The organism is Vibrio sp. SCSIO 43155, from assembly GCF_023716605.1.
Lineage (GTDB): Bacteria > Pseudomonadota > Gammaproteobacteria > Enterobacterales > Vibrionaceae > Vibrio > Vibrio harveyi.
On sequence record NZ_CP071853.1, the window covers coordinates 116707 to 133756 of the forward strand.

Below are 17050 nucleotides of genomic sequence, written 5' to 3' on the forward strand. Positions count from 1 at the left end.
AAGTCTTACTATAAGGGCGTATATTGCATATTAAATATCAAGCATATGACGTGATCGATATATTGCCTCAATTATTCATTGTTAGGGACAATAGTTATGCGTAGCACGTTGTTATTACCCGCATTATTACTGTCAGGGTGCGCTCTGACTCCCCAATCAACACCTCTCCAAGCCGATACAAATTGGCATGTCGACCAACTTGCCAATGGGATGAAGTACCACATCTATCCGACTCAAGACGAAGAAGTCTCAGTACGTTTGATGATGAATGTCGGCTCTTTCCAAGAGGACGCCAGCCAAAAAGGTTACGCTCATTTTATTGAGCACATGGCGTTCAATGGCAGTACGCACTTTTCTGGCAATGATGTTGTAAAGCTGTTTGAAGCATCAGGCGGCAGCTTTGGTGCAGATATTAATGCCACGACAACCTATCAGCAGACGACGTACAAATTGGATCTCGCCAATCCAGACAAGCTGAATGAGGCGCTAACGTGGATGCGTGACATCGGTGATGGCATTCAATTTGACCCAACGCAGGTAGAAAAAGAGAAAGGCGTGATTTTGGGAGAGTGGCGACGTTCTCGTCCGGATGATAAGCCGCTGTCTTTCACTGCGTACGAAGCCACAATTGAGGGGACGCCTTACGCAGAGCACGATCCAATTGGTACGCGTAGCTCGATTGAAAATACGTCATCACCCGCTTTAAAGCGCTTTTATGACAAGTGGTATCAGCCGCAATACGCAGAGTTGATCATCACAGGTAATGTTGATGTGGACTCGATCGCTAAGATTATCGAGAAAAAATTCTCAAACTGGGAGAGCACGTCTGACGTTGTGGTTGAGAAGCGACGTGATATTCGTGCGAATAACGCCAATCGCATTCTGCCAAGCAGCCAAATGGAATCGCCAAGTCTGCATCTGATCATCGACCGTGATTCTGTGATGCGCCAAACCTTGGCTCAACAACATAGCGCATGGCAAGACGAAGTCAGTGCTCAGCTTATCCAGCAACGTTTGCTTACGGTGCTAAATGATGCGGCGGAATCTTTCCAATACGCGTATGCACAGCCTTACACGTCCAACTATCACAGTGTCATGTCTGCCGGTGTTTCTTTTGCGCCAGAGCGTCGTGACAATATTCAGAAAATCTTCCTAAATACGCTAACGTCTTTACGCGACTACGGTGTGACACAACAAGAGCTTGATGGTGTGATGTCTGGTTGGTATGGCGAGCTATCTAACCTTGATTCAGATTGGTCGAAACGTAAGCCAGCAGGTTATGCCGAAGCGCGTACTTACCAGTTAGAAATCAATTCGGTAAGCCAATCGAAGCAAGGGTATGAGCAAAGCTTGTCGAGCTTTATCGACAGCAACACATTAGATCATGCCAATGATGAGCTGAAAGCGCTGTTGTCTGAACCAGCAAACTTTGTAATTGGACTGGGTAAAAACGAAGACAAAGCACAGTTTTCAGGTCAATTTGCAGCCTTGAGCGCTGCATATGCACAAGCTGGTGAGAAGCCATTGGACATGTATGCGCAGACGGATGGTTTTATTCAACCAACCAAAGAAGGCACGATCACTAAAATGCGTGAAGAGAAGGGTGGATTCCAAGTTTACACTCTATCGAACGGCATTGAGGTGTGGTTCCAAAAAGACGAGAAAGCAGCCAATCGCGCATACGTTTATTTAGCAAGCCAAGGTGGTAAAGCGGCGTTAGATAAGTCGTTGTACCCTGCCTTTGATGTGGCAACGATGGCCGCTGCACGCAGTGGCTTAGGTGGTTTCTCTGGTTCTGAGCTCGACAGCTACTTGCGTAAAACGGATATTTCACTGTTTCCTATTTTGGGTGCAACCAATCATGGTGTAGAAGTGATCGCGCCAAAAGCACACCTTGCGAGTGCGCTAAATGGTTTGTACAACATCATGACGGAAATTAAAGTCGACGAGCGTCAACTTGCCGCTGTGAAACGCGAGTTTGTTCAGCAGCGTCGAGCGTTCTTTGAATCACCAATGGGTAAGTGGGTCAAAGCGGCAAATGAAAACGCTTACCTGCCGAACAGTCGCCAAGTTCTGTTAGCTGCAGATGGGGTTAAGGATGTCACATCAGAGCAAGTTTTCGCTTTGCATGAGACATTGTTTAACCACAACCGCGGTTACAAGATGGTGATCGTTGCAGACATCGACCCAGAGCAGATCACGCCGTTATTGCGTAAGTACGTTGCATCGATTGATCTAAAACCAAGTGAAGCTGTGGACTACCACATCGATTTTAATCCTAATGCGCAAAAACGCTTGGTAATGGCAGAAGGGCACGAGCCATCGTCGTTGTATTTATTGCGTTTAACGAACGGCAATGAACAGCCAAGAACGGCGCAAGAAACGGTTGTTATTGACATACTTCAACGCATTGCGGCAGCACGAGTGACTGATCAATTACGTGAAGAGGCAAGTTTGGATTACAGCCCAAGCATTTACCCAATCACGCAAGATGAAGAGATGGTGTCTGACTGGTTCTTTGAATCTCAAATCGATCCGAAAGACGTGAGTAAAATGGATGCGCAGCTTGGCAACATCATCGATGATTTGGCAACGAACATTACTCAAAAAGAAGTCGATATTGCGAAGAAACAGTTGGTGGTTGCAATGAAAGACATCGACGACAGTCCGGGTCAACGCAGTTGGGCATACACGCGTTACCTTGTTCATGACTATGGACTGGATGTATTGCTTGATATCGACAAAGCGGCGCAAAGTGTCACTTTAGAAGAAGTCAAAGCGTTGGCAAAACGTGCCTTCGGTAACAAAGCGAAACGCACGACGATCATCCTCAATCCAAAATCATAATTTGCAAAGGGCGACTCCATGGTCGCCCTTTTTATTTTTGAATGCCGCCGTATTCAGTCAGTTTTGCTCATTGGCGACAGACTCTTGCGCTTTAATCTTCTGCTTGTAAGCTTTTGCTGCCTCTTTACGTGCCGCATCTAAATCAGCACGACGCACGATCACCTTCATGCCCGGCATGGGTTTTACCTTACACGCGTAGCGAGGCTGGCCATCCACTTCTACTTTACAAACATGACAGCAGCCTTTGATGCGTCTGTTCTTTAAACACGGTGCGGCGATATTCACTCTGACCTTACGAGCGATATCAACAAGGTTCTGGTCATCCGGTGAAATAGCGATTTTATGGGTATCAATCTCAATGATTGCGGGTTTAAAGGTAAACATAAGCTCTTAAATTAGGGTTAAACAATGATTATATCCAAGTGACTTCAAGATGCAGGATTCAGAGCGCTGTCATTGATTCCCTATTTACCGAAAGCAAGCAAGGAAAACGCAGCGGAATAGCCAGCTCTTTCCAAGTCATTCTCGCTGAACCTAGCATCTCGAGGTTACTTGGGTATAAGACGAACGATCACGAGAAAAGACGACGCAGTTATTGGAATTGTACAAGGTTCCTTCGGGCTTCAATCGAAAATCATTTTTGTGAAGGAATGCCTCATATTTACTAGGTACAGGAAACCATGTGGTATCGATTGAGTCTCATCTAATTCCAAATAGCAGTAAATGAAGGTTCCCCCAATGAAACGCTACCTATTGTCGACGATTCTACTACTAAGCAGCGCGAATGTATTCGCAGAATCCGCACCAGCGCAGCCTGTTGCACCAAAACCATTTGGTTTAGAGAGTATGACTGCGGAGCAGCAAGCAAAAATTGAAGACATCCAGATTAAGCTCAGCAGCGAATTAGCGGGCAAACAAGATCCTAAAGCGGCTCAAGAGAGTGCAAAACAATTCGAGAAGCTGGTTAAAGCATCATCCTTTGATGAAGCAAAAGCAAAACAGCTGATTCAGCAAGCAAATGCAAAACAGTTGGACAAACAACTTGCTCAACTTAAAGCGCAGCACGATATCTACAATGTGCTTACTGACGAACAGAAAGCAACGCTTGAGAAGCGCCAGCAAGAGCAGTTGAAAAAGTTTGAGTCAATCAAACAAAGCGCTCAATAAACACTCAGCTTAAACTCGTCACAGAACGAAAAAGACTCCCAAGCGGGAGTCTTTTTATGTATTTGTCTGCGATGAAAGGAACGATCGCACTCTGATACTTAATCGTTTTTCTCTTTGCCGTAAACGCGAACGCCCGCCTTTGAGCCTTCTGAGTTACCGTAAACTTCGATATGTTTTACGCAGCGACGGTAACCAAAGTAACGCCAATCTGTCATTTTGTCTTTATCAAGGTCACGATGGAAACGAATGGTTTTTTCGTCACCATTTTGGAATCGTACAACCACTTTTCGTAGTTCGATATCTTTCTCTGCTTTCACTTTGATCGCGTTGGTATTGCGGCAAACAATCATCGGGATTTTTGCTGCTAGGTTACCGTGCTCAAGCAAAATGGTACGACCCAAAGTGAATTTATCGTCCGCATGAGCAGGCGCGATAAGTGTTGTTGCAGCGAGTGCTGCCGTGATAATAGCGGTATAAATTCTCATTAAAATAATCACCAAAACACAGGAGCGCGAATCATAGTCGAGAGAAATGAAAATCTACTAGCGATATTTTTGCATGTGGATGAAGTTTCACAATCCGCTGACTTTGCCCGAATAAAAGTACTGGCTTCGCTTCTACCAAGTGCGAATCCGTTATCGAGGCTGTGTTCGTAACGATATGAAGGAGTGGGAGAGGTGATGAAGAGGATAAACAAAAAAGAGCACTTAAATGTGCTCTTTTGGTTTGTTATTAAGCGCTTTTAACCGCCTGTGGCTTATCGGCTTTTGCGGCGCCTTTCACTGCTGTGGATTTGTCTTTTAACGTCACCACTTCTTTTTCTGGTAGCTCTGCTGCCTCACCGAAGAACTTACCGCCCGGTTCGATGCTCAAGTTGTTGCTCCAGATCTTGCCGCTAACACGACCTTTTGCGAGCACTTGAATGTGCTCTGCATGGAAGTTGCCATCAAGGACGCCATTGATGACAAGTTGCTTCGCATAAACGTCGCCTTTGATGCGACCACTTTCTGCGACCACAAGGGTGCCTTCGACGTGCAATTGACCTTCAACAATACCATCAATCTGGATGTCGCTTTCTACTTTGAGTTCTCCGCTAACAGTACAGCCTTTGGCGATGAGAGTTGAAGCTGTTGGGCTACTCGTTGTTCCACGGTTTTGATTAAAGATTCCCATCGTATTCTTCGCTCCTTGGTAAAGATGTCTTCAAAATCATTGAGGTTCCAATCGACAAATGGCCTCGGGTTTAGGGCTCGTCCGACAAAACGCACTTCATAATGAAGATGGGGACCAGAAGAGAGCCCACTGTTGCCGGAGATTGCAATGAGTTGTCCTTTTTTGACGAACTCACCGGTTTTGACTTTGAACCCTGTTAAGTGCGAGTAAGAGCTCGAAAAGCCGAATGAATGTTGTAAACGTAAGAAGTTACCCGAGCCTTTTTTACTGCGTCGAGTAACTTCAACAACGCCATCTGCTGGCGCGTAAATCTTGGTTCCAGTGTTTACGGCAAAGTCCAATCCTCGGTGCATCTTGACTTGCTTTGTAACGGGATGGACGCGTTTACCAAAACCAGAAGAAAAACGTGCCTTTCCTACTGGCGAGCCGTTAGGGATCTGATTAAGCATTGCCATACGTACATGTGAGGTAATGGCTGCGGTATCTAGTCGCGCATCCAAACTATCGCTGGAGGACTCTTTGGCAACACCAAGCACTTTTTCTAACTCACCTAAGCGTTCAGAAACGAGTTGAACGCGTTCTTCTCGTTCAGAGAGATCGTTCTCTAACTCGGATTTAAGATTTTTTAAATCATCGAGTTCTTGCCCGATACTACGCGAACGTTCGGTCAGTTCTGCCTGTTTAAGAACCGCATCATCCACTTGTGAGTAAAGGTGGTTTATCAAAATTGCAGTCGCCGCTAACGCCAGTACAAACACCACTACGCCAGTTTTAAAGTTGCGTTGCATGGTTTTACTGAAGTACCAATGCTTGGAACCGTTAATGGTGGAGATTGAAATCGTTAGCTGGTCTTTCATTGCGCTTAATTAAGTGTAGCTCTGCCGTTTATTTGTTGAAAAGCAAGACTTTAAGGAAAAGGTGCGTCGGCTTCTACTGATTATGTTGATGAAAATGTCAGATCGTGATCTGTTTTCACACAATCAATAAAAGTTAGGGGGTAGATTTAATCTTATCGCCGCTTTGGTCAGTGAGATAAGGGGAGCTTATCCTTTCGATTGAGTAAATTACCAATAGTATGATTGAGCAATTTAACTCACTTCACGTTTTATCTTATAAATGTTGGATATTTTAGTAATTTAGCATTTGGGAAATTGATAAGTCTGGTTGGGTGTTTATGATGGCGTTGCACGCGAATAAACGCCTGAAACAAAAAATGAAATTTTTCATCTTGTTAAAGCGTTCATTGAAGGCTTAATGCTCTCTCAAACCAGCTAGTTGGTTTGGGGAAATATAACCAAGACAACGGAGTTGGTCGTGAAAAAATTATTATTAGCTACTGCAGTGGTCGCAGCAGTTGGTGGTGCCGCTTATGTGTACCAAAACAACCTTGCCCAAGGTGAATCTTCAAACTCGCTACTCACGCAAGTTCCGGCAGATACACTTGTTCTGACTTACCAAACAGAACCATTCAATCATTACGAATACATGACTGCTTTCGGTGGAACACAACAGCCGCCTCTTGCTGATCTGTTCGTAGAAGAAGAGTTGACTCCAGGTCTCGAGTTTGCGGTTAACTTCTTCGATGCTTATGTTGCGGCATCTTCTTCACCTGAAAGTCTCAAATCTTTCCTAGGTACTGGCGATATGGTAAGCCCAATTATCTATACGCTTGGTTTTGTTCCAGTTTATAAGATGCAGCTTGAGACTCCTGCATCACTATGGAAAAGCTTAGATGAGCAAGAGACATTAGCCGGCATTCAACACGAGAGCGTGAAATTGGATACGGTTGAGTTCCGTCGCTATGAGCTAACAGACTCACAAGATCCGCAAATGGGTGTTGGTCTTGCTGTGGGCGTAGTGAACAACGTGCTGACGGTGACGTTGGATATTCCTGAGCTAGGTGCTGAGAACCCGCTTAAGATGGCATTTGGTTTAGAATCGCCAAAGAACAACATTGCGGATTCTGGTCGCTTGGAAGCGCTGAAAGCGAAATACGGTGCGAACAACAACTCGTTTGGCTTGGTTGATTTTCGTGAAGTCATCAAAGGTTTCACTACGACGGATGGTAACCGCCTTGCTCGCCAACTAAACACGGCGGGTTCTGATCCAATGTTGGATGAACTTCGCACGACAGCGTGTCATACCGAGTTTACTCAGATCGCAGAAAACTGGCCGCAAATGGTGGTATTTGGTGAATACTCAGTCAAAGACAGCAAGGCGCGTATTAATGGTAGCCTAGTGGTTGAATCGAAAAACCAAGTGATTTTGGAAGCACTGCAATCAATGCGTGGCGTACTCGCGGAATCAAACGGCGAGAAGAGTATGTTCAGTGTAGCGCTGGGCTTGGATGTTGCCACGCTTGCACCAGCGATTGGTAAGATCTGGACCGATCTAACTACGCCTCAATACCAATGTTCAATTTTAACCAAAGCACAGCAAGATATGCGTGGTCAAAATCCAGCTCCAGCAATCAGCATGGGTGCAGGTATGGCGAATGGACTGAAAGGCTTGAGCATGGAAATGTTCGGTCTTGATGTAGACATGAGTGGTCAATACGGTCCTGAGCTTGGTCAGCTAGACGCAATCTTCTCGATCTCTGCGGACGATCCAAACATGTTGCTGCAAACCGCGCAGATGTTTGTGCCTGAACTTGCTCAAATCCAAATCCAACCGGATAACCAACCAGTGAATATTGGTGGTTTGTTAGAACCGTACGCTGGCAAGCCTATTGATGTGTTTGCTCGTCTGAATGACAGTCACTTGACGCTTTACAGCGGTGATGCTGCAGCATCTGCAAGTGACAAGGTGATGGCACAACCGCTAACAGCGAATGGTCTATTGAGCTTCACTCTGGATTCAGAGCGTGTATTGGAAGTGATGGAAACGGCATCTGAAGTTTCTGGCGAACCAGTTCCAGAAGATCTGATGATGAGCCTTCAAGGCCAACTTGTTGGTGGTATGGCGGTGGATGTAACCAAAGATGGCATCACGTTCGACTTTGATTACACCGGTTCAACGAAACCACAAGTGAAGGTAGCGCAGCAATAAGCGTGATTCACTGGCTTCAATCTCGAAGTATTTTTTCATAATCAAAAGGCGACCTCAGTGTCGCCTTTTTTGTTTTTCTCAATATATGTACTTCAATTCTCTCCCTTTCATTCAAAAGTGGGCACCAAATAAGATCAATAAAAATCAGTGGGATGGATCTTTCTCCTTCACAAATGATCAAATGTATCTTTACTAAAACTGTACGGTGCAGTACAGTTTGTGAAAATCATTAAGTTGGGTTTCAAAAATGAAGAAGAAAGTCATTGCGTTGTCGCTTGTTATTGGTTCGTTGTTCGCTGCAGGTTGTGCGTTATACCAACCTAATACGGTGACTACCGATAACGCTTATGTTCACTCGGATGTGACGGCGATTTCTCCGGAAGTCGGTGGGCAGGTAAGCCAACTTTTTGTCGAAGATAACCAGTGGGTAAGCAAAGGTGCGCCACTGTTTTCGATTGATGATGAAGATTTCATTGCCAATCAAGAAATTGCGAAGTCGGCGTTAGATGTCGCAAAAGCAGCGCTGACCGCAAACCAAACCAAAACTGAGATGCAGTTGGTAAAGATCGAGCAGGCGAAGCAGGGCATTCACAGTGCAAGTGCCAACGCGGAACATCAAGCGGCTGAGTTTAAACGTCTGTCTCGTTTGGTACAAAAGCAGTCGGTGAGTAAAAACCAATTTGAAGCGCAAAGAACGCGTTCTATTGAAGCGAACAGCAACCTTGAAACTGCCAAGCTAGCGCTAGCCGCTGAACAGAAGCAGCTTGACGCGCTCGTGACAGAAAAGATGCAGCTAACCGCGCAACGCAAACAAGCCGAAGCGAACTTGAGACTAGTGAATATCGCCCTTGAGCGAACCATCGTTCGAGCGCCTTTTGATGGCTATGTGGCAGACAGACAAGTGCAAGTGGGTAAGTTTGTTCAACCGGGCATGGGTTTGATTGTGATGGTGCCGGATTACGTTTGGATTGAGGCAAACTTCAAAGAGACTCAATTGGAAAACGTTGAACAAGGGCAAGACGTGGAAGTGGTGTTAGACATGTTCCCTGATCATCCATTGCATGGTCGTGTAACTTCCATAACCCCAGCAACAGGCGCGCAGTTTAGTTTACTGCCACCGCAAAATGCGACTGGTAATTTCGTGAAAGTAGTTCAGCGTGTGCCAGTGCGTATCGAGTTGGATATTCCACAAGAGCTGAAACAGCGCATTTACCCTGGCTTGTCGGCTGAAGTGTCGATTGAGACCTCAACGCAAGGTTAATCGCCATGAAAACACGTTCACCATTGCTGATTTTTGCGCTGTTCGCCATTGCGGCTTTTGGGATCAATTCAGTGATGTTTACTGAGTTGTCCCACGAGATGGCAGCCACATCCGGTTTGTCTGCAGATGAAGTCGAGTTAGTGAAAATCGGCTTTATGATCACTCAAGTATTGGGGTTTATGTTTACCCCAATCATGGTGCGTAAGCTTGGAACCTCATTGCCATTACACTCTGCATTACTGGTGGGTTTGGGAACAAACCTTGCGCTCTATTGGGTAGGTCAGCATGCGTTGTTGTTTACGCTAACTTGGTTAGTAAGTGGCTTTTTCATGAGCATGTTATTGGTGGTGGTGAACCTTTATCTACTCAATACTTTTGAGCAACGTTGGTTGCCTGCGATTATTGCGCTGACACTGATCTTCTCAACACTGTTACCAATGGGCGCTTACCCGTGGTTGGTGGCTGAGATTGTTGAAGAGTTTGATTGGTCGTTTCTGAATGTTGCCTCGGCTTGGTTGTACTTTTCAGCTCTAGTAATGATCGGTGTATACAAACCTCAGGCGATTGAGATTGAAGCTAAGCCAAAATCATCAGCTTCAGTTTACTTCGTACTCGCGCTAACGATGAGTTTGGTGGTGTTCCTACTCATGCGCGGCAGCTACTACAACTGGTTGGATTCAGACTGGTTTGTACAGGTTTCTTCTGTCGCTGCAGCACTGGTTTTGTTGGTGGTGTATCAGTTGGTGAAAACGCGCCATTTGGATACTGCGTCGATGCAATTGCACGGCAAGTTAAAGACTAACGTGTTTATGTACAACGCCTTTCTTGCAGGCTTTGCCGTGATGGCAAGTACGGTGCTGTTTGCTAACTTCCTAAAAATGGCGATGCACTATAACAGCCTCAATGCGGGCTATGCGCAGTTGCCATCGTTTTACGCCATGTTGGTCGGCATGCTGGTAAGTGTATTGGTGTATTACTTCCGCCGTCCGCTGGCGGATGCTGTGGTGCCTTTTGGCGTGCTGATGATTCTACTGTCGGTGCATGAGTTCAGCCAATTACCAAGCTTTGTTGGTACAGAGTCACTACCCATCCCAATGCTGCTGCGCGGTTTTGGTGTTGGCTTGTTGAACGTGTCGGTGACGATTGCGGTGTTGATGTATTTCCAAGTAGGGCAGCGCTTAGAAGGCATTGCTAACTTCTATCTGTTCCGAACCATGGGCGGGGTGATTGGCGGAGCGTTTTTCTCTCGTGTGATTCAAAACCACAGCGCGCAAGCATCGGGCGAAATCGGTCGTACTCTGGATGGTTCTAATCACGTATTCGTAGCTTACGAGCAGGCGTTGAGCGGCGCGATTCTAACTCATGGTCGCTTACCTAATCCGGCGCTCGGCATGAGCCAGATTAGTGCCGTTGTGAAGGAGCAAGCAACGACATTGGCGCTGAGTAATTCTTTGGTGATGTTTATTGTCTCTATTTTTGCCCTTGCGCCAATCTTGTTGATTGGTAAGAAGCTAGCCGCAAAACAAGAAGCGCACTGAGGTTAGGTAAACAGAACAAATAGCCAGCCAAACAACTCGGTAACTAAGCCGTAAAAGAACAAAGGGAGCCAATGTGCTCCCTTTGTTTTTTAGTTTTGAGGTTCTTAGCGCTGATAAAGTTTAAGGAACGCCGTCACCGCTTTTTGTGTGTGCGAATCCAATTCTTCATCGCTTAAGAAATCAAAGCCCATCAGTGCCATGTTCTGGTAATCCATTTTGATCAGCGCGAGTAGCTGCCCGCAGGCTAAATCGGCATCATCGATGTTAAGTTGCTGGCTGATGGTGTCGGTTTTTAGAAACTCAATTAAGTATTGGTGAATACGCTGCGGTCCGGTTTGCCAAAACTGATTTGGAACCGAGTCGTGTTTATTAAAATCAGCAGACACGATGCGATAAAGCGATAAGATTGGGTTAGAGCAAATGCCACGTAGATACTTTTTAGCGAAGTCTTCTAAGGTTTCTCTTAGTGGTTCATTCTGTTTATCGGCAAGTTGGAAAACGGATTCTAGGCTGATCTTGGTGTTATGCGCGAGCACTTCAACAAACAACCCTTCTTTATTGGAAAAGTAACGATACAGGGTCTGTTTTGAACCACCACAAATTGAAACGATTTGATCGAGTGACGTGTCCTTGTAACCCTGTTCAATAAACAGTTCGGTCGCGACTTCGATGATTCGAGTTCTTTTCTTTTCAGTAGATGCGCGCATAACTAAATCAGCCTAAATAAAACTGTTCAGTACAGTATCATTATTGCCGCCGAGACACACCGCTTTTCCGCGTTTAATGCTTCTTCATTGACCAAAATTAAAAAAGGCGACACGAGGTCGCCTTTGAAATCAAATTGGTTACGTTAACGTCGGTAGTACAACGAAATACGGTTGCCGTTAATCTCTTGCACGATAAATGGAATCTCATAAATATCGCTCAGCACTTCGGCATCAATCACTTCTTCAACTAAGCCCGCTTTAATGACTTCCCCAAGCTTCATCGCCACAATGTGGTCAGAGTAACAAGACGCAAAGTTGATGTCGTGAATTACGATTACTACAGCTTTGTTCTTCATTTCCGCAAGCTTACGTAGCGTACTCATGATGTCGACGGAGTGTTTAATGTCAAGGTTATTCAGCGGCTCATCCAAGAAGATGTAGTCGGTATCTTGCGCCACCACCATAGCAATAAATGCCATTTGACGTTGCCCGCCCGACAGTTGGTCGATAAAGCGATCTTTCAAATGGTCGATTTCCAGATGTTGCATTGATTCATCAATGATGCGGTGATCTTCTTCTGTCAGACGACCTTGCGAGTACGGGAAGCGACCAAACGCCACCAAGTCACGCACCGTAAAGCGCATGTTGATGTTGTTTGATTGGCGCAGCACTGATAGGCGCTTTGCTAAGTCTTCGGTGTTCCATTGGTCAAGCGGCTTATCACCAATCACGACACTACCAGCATCGCTTTCTGTTAGACGACTCGCCATAGATAGTAGGGTACTTTTACCCGCGCCATTAGGACCAATAATGCTGGTGACTTTACCAAGAGGAAAAAGGGCATCGGCATTTTTTACCACGTATTTTTCGTTGTATTTTTTGCTAAGACCTTGAATACGGATCATGTGATAAACCCTTAATCGAATTTGTTTTTCATAAGCAGAAGCAAGAAGTAGCCGCCGCCGATAAAGTTGATAATAACGCTGATGGTGGTGTCGAAATCGAACAGGTTTTCAACCACCCATTGACCGCCAGACAGCAGTACAACTGACAGTACTGAGCTTGCGACAATCAATAAGCGATGTTGGTAACCAGTGAAGATTTGGCGAGTCAGAGCCACAACAATCAGACCAAAGAACAAGATTGGACCAATCAATGCGGTCGAGATAGACACCATCAAAGTGATGATGAACATGACTTGCATGGTCAGTTTGTGGGTATCCACACCTAGGCTTTTCGCGTTATCGACACCAAGCCACATTACGTCTAATTTGTGGGCAATACGCATTAGGTACGCACCACACAGCAGCATCGGAACCACACACCAGTACACCAACTCACTGTTGATGTTGTTGAAGCTCGCGAACATGGAACTTTGGATGAAGGTGAACTCATCTGGGTCGGTGATCATGGTGAAGAAACCAGTGACACTGTTGAACAAGCTACTCAACACGATACCAATCAACAAAAGGGTGAAGATATTGCGCTGACGACCACGAAAGTAGAAGCTGAACAAAGTCATCGCACACACAATCATGATGCCAGTCGACAACACGAAGTTGAGTTTGCTGTTGATGACCAAAGCACTCAAGCCCCCAAACATCACCACAAGCAGCACTTGAATCATCACGTACATGGAATCGAAACCCAGAATCGAAGGGGTGAGGATTCGGTTGTTGGTGATGGTCTGGAAAATCAGTGACGACGACGCAATCGCCATTGCTGCCAAGACAATCGCCAGTACTTTCGGGATGCGGCGTGACAAGAAGAACTGGTAGTTATCTGGCGTTAAGCCCTTGCCGATGAACACCGCACAAATCAAAACCGCCGCGATTGCCAGCAGCGTTACTTTCATAGAATCACGCATTCGATTTGTCTCTCAGAACTAGGTAAATGAAGATTGAGCCACCCAAGATGCTGATGATCATCGAAATTGGAATCTCGTAAGGGAAGATGATGAGGCGACCGAGGATGTCGCAAGTAAGCACCAAAATCACACCTGCGTATGCGGTCCAAGGCAAGTTACGACGCATGTTGTCACCAATGAACAGTGACACAAGGTTTGGCACGATAAGCCCAAGAAACGGAATCATCCCGACGATCATTACCACCGATGACGACAGTACAGCCACAAGGATCACACCAACCAGAACGATGCGTTGATAGTTCAAACCAATGTTTTTTGCAAAGCTTTCACCCACACTTGCCGCGCTAAAGCGGTTAGCGTAAGCGTAAGCCAGAACCGAGACCGGAAGAGCGAGATATAAGAATTCGTAGTTACCACGCAATACCGAGGCGAAGTTAGCCACAGTCCAAGAACCAAGAGTCTGTACTAGGTCGTACTTGTAGGCAATAAAGGTGGTCATGGATGACACCACGTTGCCATACATGATGCCGATCAGCGGGACGAGTACGGTGTTCTTAAACTTCAAACGTTGCAAGAAGCGCACGAAGATCACCGTACCAATCACAGAAAACGCGAAGATGGTGACCAGGTGAACCCAACTGCTCATGTCTGCAAACAGAATCAGCGCGACGATGTAGCCGAACATAGCCCAATCGACGGTGCCCGTGGTGGATGGGGCTGCAAAGCGGTTTTGCACGATCTGCTGCATGATCAAACCAGCGATACTCAAGCCTGCTCCGGCTAAGACGATGGCAAGCAAGCGGGGTAAGCGACTAACCAGCAAGATGTTCAAACTGTGGCTGTCACCAGCCAAAATCTGCGAGAGTGAAACGTTCGCCACCCCAACCAGCAAAGAGGCGCAGGCGAGTACGACGAGCAATAAAAAAGCCAAGATATGATGTAATTTCATGGTGTATTTATAGGGTGATAAAAACAACAATGACCTTTCGCACCGTGAAGTTGGAAAGGTCATCGATTAGAATGAGCAGGAACCGAATCTATAAGGGTCTGTTGACCTTTCGTGATGATTTTTGCAGCAATTTGTAGGTGTTTTATACAAGGCAGAGGCTTTGATATGTAGCTATCCTACCTGATAAGCCGATAACGCAGTAGAAAGCACCTACAAACGCTGCCCAAAGGGTTCGGCTAAAAGCGTTTTACTCTTTGTTGAGTCAATTTTACTTAGAACCACTAGGCTTCAATCGACTCGCCGCGATTAAAACGCTTTTATCTCGAACAAAATTTAACCACGAAAGATAAACAGACCCTAGTCAGCAATGACTTGGTTCAGCTCTTTAATCATGGTTTGCGTCGATTGGTAGCCACCTGCGGTTAAGTACCAAGCCGCTGGGTCCATAAACAGCACGCGGTTGTTTTTCGCCGCTGGTGTGGACTTCACGAGATCGTTGTCGAACAGCTGTTTTGCTTTACCACTGCTCTGACCGATGGCTTGTTCGCGGTCAAGAATAAGCAGTACTTCAGGTTGCGCATCAGCGATGTATTCGAATGAAATCAGGTTGCCGTGAGTGCGTGGTACAGATTTCACGTTTTCAGAAGTCGAAGTCGCGAAGCCTGCTTCTTCATACACGAATGAGAAACGGCTGTTGGTGCCAAACATTGCCAAGCTGTTACCACTGTTTGAGACCGTCAGTGCGCGTCGTGGTTGTTCTTCTACTTTTGCGTGAAGATGGTCGATTTGCTCTTGAACGTCTTCGATTAACTGCTCAGCTTGTTCTTCTTTGTCGAAGATGTCACCCAGCGTGCGCCAGTGTTCTTGGGTTGTTTTCCAGTAGTCGGTGGTGTCGATACGGAACATGTAAGTTGGTGCGATGTCGCTCAGATCTTTATAGATATCTGCCATTCGACCTTCTGCGATGATCAGGTCTGGCTTGAGCATAAACAGCGTCTCGAAGTTCACTTCTTTTACGCTACCCGTATTCACAAACGAGTCGATTTGGAATTTTTCTAGTGATTTTGGCAACAGTGTTTTTGGCATGCCGACAGGTGTTACACCCAAAGCATCAATGTAGTCTAAACTGCCGTAGCCTAGAACAACGACGCGTTGTGGAACGCCATCAATGTCTACTGTGCCCAAGCTGTGTTGGTAGGTTTTAGCCATTGCCCCGATAGGAGCCAATGCAAGCAGCAAAGCTCCCGTTGCTACGCGAAGAGAAGTTTTACCCAACATAATGATTTCCAAAAGGTGCGATGCAATCTCGCATTAGTGCCTTAAAAAACAAATAGTGCTTTAAAAAATAGAGCGCGAGATTAGTCGTAAAGCGGTATAACTAATTTGATTAAAATCAAATAAGAATGATTATTGATTGCAGACACATTAGCAGATAGTCTATATGCAGCAACAGAATTAGCGGAATAGTGAGTATTCAAAAAATGAATTTAGCTCAAGTCGACTTGAACTTATTGTTTATTCTCAAACACCTACTTGAAGAGAAGCATGTTTCCAACACAGCGGTATCGCTCAATATGAGCCAACCATCGGTGAGCCGCTCTTTACAAAAACTCAGAAACTTGTTCAACGATGAGCTGTTAGTACGTACTGCACACGGCTACGAATTGACCCCAAAAGCCGAAGTGATCAAGCAAGATTTGAACACCGTTCTAACCGGGCTAGAAAAGCTGATGTACGGTCAGTCATTTGTACCTGAAAAGAGTAACGGGACGATCCGTTTTTACGGCTTGGTTCCACAGGTAATTTTCTTACTGCCACCGATTGTTTCGCGTATCCGTGAAGAAGCGCCGAACATGATTGTCGATATCGACTCCATCCCGAAGCGCCATTTCGATGCACTGATTGCAGGGGATGTACATTTTGTGCTCTCAACCGCCGAGCCGCCTAGCTCTGAGCAGAATTTGTACCGCATGAAAATTGCCAATCGCGACTACCGATTCCTGATGAGCGAAACCCATCCGCTTGCGCATGTTGAAGAGCTGACGGTAGAGATGCTGCTCGATTGCAATTTCGGTCAAATCTCACTTCAAGGAGGCAAAACGCTGTCGATTTATCATCGTTTTGTCGAGCTTGGTGTGGTGGATAAAAAGCGTCAATTATCGATTCCTGTCCAGCTTTCAAACTTCAATGCTGCACCAGCGATCGCAGAACAAACAGATGTGATTTTTCACTTGCCAACGCCCTTTGCGGAAGACGCTTGTCAGGGCAGAAAATTGATTACTAAAACCGTACCGAAAGCGATTCGAATGGACAGTGAATCGGTCTATTTGTACTGGCATAAGCGCTATCATAACGACCCGATGTGTAATTGGGTTAAGTCATTATTTAAAGAAATATATGGCTCAACTGAGAGTGAATGGTAAAGAAATTCATTATTCATATTTGACATAATCGTAATAACTTCGGCAAATGCTCGGTTGCTTGTCTTTGTTA

Annotated in this window: 15 protein-coding genes; 6 read left to right on the forward strand and 9 right to left on the reverse strand. The window is 45.7% G+C overall.

What is annotated here, in order from left to right:
* Nucleotides 1–96 precede the first annotated feature (96 nt).
* Nucleotides 97–2847 carry a M16 family metallopeptidase gene (locus J4N44_RS17540; RefSeq protein WP_252045527.1) on the forward strand — a complete coding sequence of 917 codons (2751 nt, stop codon included), beginning with the start codon at nucleotides 97–99 and terminating at the stop codon, nucleotides 2845–2847.
* Between the two features lie 57 nt (nucleotides 2848–2904).
* Here the strand turns inward: J4N44_RS17540 and J4N44_RS17545 are convergent, their stop codons facing one another.
* Entirely contained in the window at nucleotides 2905–3231 is a 327-nt protein-coding gene (locus J4N44_RS17545; RefSeq protein ID WP_005449639.1) for a 2Fe-2S iron-sulfur cluster-binding protein, read from the reverse strand.
* Between the two features lie 354 nt (nucleotides 3232–3585).
* Between J4N44_RS17545 and J4N44_RS17550 the strand changes: the two genes are divergently transcribed.
* Nucleotides 3586–4014, forward strand: a complete 429-nt coding sequence (locus J4N44_RS17550) for a Spy/CpxP family protein refolding chaperone (protein WP_005449638.1) — start codon at nucleotides 3586–3588, stop codon at nucleotides 4012–4014.
* 98 nt (nucleotides 4015–4112) lie between these two features.
* Here the strand turns inward: J4N44_RS17550 and J4N44_RS17555 are convergent, their stop codons facing one another.
* The 3 genes from J4N44_RS17555 to J4N44_RS17565 all read right to left on the reverse strand — a co-directional run bounded on the left by J4N44_RS17555 (nucleotide 4113) and on the right by J4N44_RS17565 (nucleotide 6044).
* A complete protein-coding gene (locus tag J4N44_RS17555) occupies nucleotides 4113–4499 on the reverse strand; it encodes a DUF2541 family protein (protein ID WP_005449637.1) in 387 nt (128 codons plus the stop codon).
* 247 nt (nucleotides 4500–4746) lie between these two features.
* The gene (locus J4N44_RS17560) at nucleotides 4747–5187 is read right to left on the reverse strand and encodes a bactofilin family protein (protein ID WP_074051870.1); all 441 of its coding nucleotides are present in this window, start codon (nucleotides 5185–5187) and stop codon (nucleotides 4747–4749) included.
* Nucleotides 5091–6044 (reverse strand): M23 family metallopeptidase, encoded by a 954-nt coding sequence (locus J4N44_RS17565; RefSeq protein WP_005449635.1) that lies wholly within the window; start codon nucleotides 6042–6044, stop codon nucleotides 5091–5093. The genes J4N44_RS17560 and J4N44_RS17565 overlap by 97 nt, the downstream gene beginning before the upstream one ends.
* A 457-nt stretch (nucleotides 6045–6501) precedes the next feature.
* On the opposite strand from J4N44_RS17565, the gene J4N44_RS17570 reads away from it, so the two are divergent.
* From J4N44_RS17570 to J4N44_RS17580, 3 genes are all read left to right on the forward strand, one after another.
* Nucleotides 6502–8235, forward strand: a complete 1734-nt coding sequence (locus J4N44_RS17570; RefSeq protein WP_252045528.1) for a hypothetical protein — start codon at nucleotides 6502–6504, stop codon at nucleotides 8233–8235.
* A 247-nt stretch (nucleotides 8236–8482) separates the two neighbouring features.
* Entirely contained in the window at nucleotides 8483–9496 is a 1014-nt protein-coding gene (locus tag J4N44_RS17575; RefSeq protein ID WP_252045529.1) for an HlyD family secretion protein, read from the forward strand.
* A gap of 5 nt (nucleotides 9497–9501) precedes the next feature.
* Nucleotides 9502–11034, forward strand: a complete 1533-nt coding sequence (locus J4N44_RS17580; RefSeq protein WP_252045530.1) for an MFS transporter — start codon at nucleotides 9502–9504, stop codon at nucleotides 11032–11034.
* Between the two features lie 104 nt (nucleotides 11035–11138).
* Here J4N44_RS17580 and J4N44_RS17585 read toward each other — a convergent pair whose 3' ends face one another.
* The 5 genes from J4N44_RS17585 to J4N44_RS17605 form a co-directional block, all read right to left on the reverse strand.
* A complete protein-coding gene (locus J4N44_RS17585) occupies nucleotides 11139–11741 on the reverse strand; it encodes a TetR/AcrR family transcriptional regulator (RefSeq protein WP_029788701.1) in 603 nt (200 codons plus the stop codon).
* Between the two features lie 143 nt (nucleotides 11742–11884).
* Complete coding sequence (locus J4N44_RS17590) at nucleotides 11885–12646, reverse strand: iron ABC transporter ATP-binding protein (protein WP_005449633.1); 762 nt, start codon at nucleotides 12644–12646, stop codon at nucleotides 11885–11887.
* Nucleotides 12647–12657: 11 nt separating this feature from the next.
* Entirely contained in the window at nucleotides 12658–13608 is a 951-nt protein-coding gene (locus J4N44_RS17595; protein ID WP_009695905.1) for an iron chelate uptake ABC transporter family permease subunit, read from the reverse strand.
* Nucleotides 13601–14557, reverse strand: a complete 957-nt coding sequence (locus J4N44_RS17600) for an ABC transporter permease (RefSeq protein ID WP_017189870.1) — start codon at nucleotides 14555–14557, stop codon at nucleotides 13601–13603. The genes J4N44_RS17595 and J4N44_RS17600 overlap by 8 nt, the downstream gene beginning before the upstream one ends.
* 357 nt (nucleotides 14558–14914) lie before the next feature.
* The gene (locus tag J4N44_RS17605) at nucleotides 14915–15835 is read right to left on the reverse strand and encodes a siderophore ABC transporter substrate-binding protein (protein ID WP_029788702.1); all 921 of its coding nucleotides are present in this window, start codon (nucleotides 15833–15835) and stop codon (nucleotides 14915–14917) included.
* 203 nt (nucleotides 15836–16038) lie between these two features.
* Between J4N44_RS17605 and J4N44_RS17610 the strand changes: the two genes are divergently transcribed.
* Complete coding sequence (locus J4N44_RS17610) at nucleotides 16039–16980, forward strand: LysR family transcriptional regulator (RefSeq protein WP_005429183.1); 942 nt, start codon at nucleotides 16039–16041, stop codon at nucleotides 16978–16980.
* The last annotated feature ends 70 nt before the right edge of the window (nucleotides 16981–17050 follow it).

Coding starts and splice junctions, on each gene's coding strand:
- J4N44_RS17575 (WP_252045529.1), top strand. CDS start 8,483: ATGAAGAAGAAAGTCATTGCGTTGTCGCTTGTTATTGGTTCGTTGTTC.
- J4N44_RS17590 (WP_005449633.1), bottom strand. CDS start 12,646: ATGATCCGTATTCAAGGTCTTAGCAAAAAATACAACGAAAAATACGTG.
- J4N44_RS17545 (WP_005449639.1), bottom strand. CDS start 3,231: ATGTTTACCTTTAAACCCGCAATCATTGAGATTGATACCCATAAAATC.
- J4N44_RS17560 (WP_074051870.1), bottom strand. CDS start 5,187: ATGGGAATCTTTAATCAAAACCGTGGAACAACGAGTAGCCCAACAGCT.
- J4N44_RS17610 (WP_005429183.1), top strand. CDS start 16,039: ATGAATTTAGCTCAAGTCGACTTGAACTTATTGTTTATTCTCAAACAC.
- J4N44_RS17540 (WP_252045527.1), top strand. CDS start 97: ATGCGTAGCACGTTGTTATTACCCGCATTATTACTGTCAGGGTGCGCT.
- J4N44_RS17605 (WP_029788702.1), bottom strand. CDS start 15,835: ATGTTGGGTAAAACTTCTCTTCGCGTAGCAACGGGAGCTTTGCTGCTT.
- J4N44_RS17595 (WP_009695905.1), bottom strand. CDS start 13,608: ATGCGTGATTCTATGAAAGTAACGCTGCTGGCAATCGCGGCGGTTTTG.
- J4N44_RS17585 (WP_029788701.1), bottom strand. CDS start 11,741: ATGCGCGCATCTACTGAAAAGAAAAGAACTCGAATCATCGAAGTCGCG.
- J4N44_RS17550 (WP_005449638.1), top strand. CDS start 3,586: ATGAAACGCTACCTATTGTCGACGATTCTACTACTAAGCAGCGCGAAT.
- J4N44_RS17565 (WP_005449635.1), bottom strand. CDS start 6,044: ATGAAAGACCAGCTAACGATTTCAATCTCCACCATTAACGGTTCCAAG.
- J4N44_RS17600 (WP_017189870.1), bottom strand. CDS start 14,557: ATGAAATTACATCATATCTTGGCTTTTTTATTGCTCGTCGTACTCGCC.
- J4N44_RS17555 (WP_005449637.1), bottom strand. CDS start 4,499: ATGAGAATTTATACCGCTATTATCACGGCAGCACTCGCTGCAACAACA.
- J4N44_RS17580 (WP_252045530.1), top strand. CDS start 9,502: ATGAAAACACGTTCACCATTGCTGATTTTTGCGCTGTTCGCCATTGCG.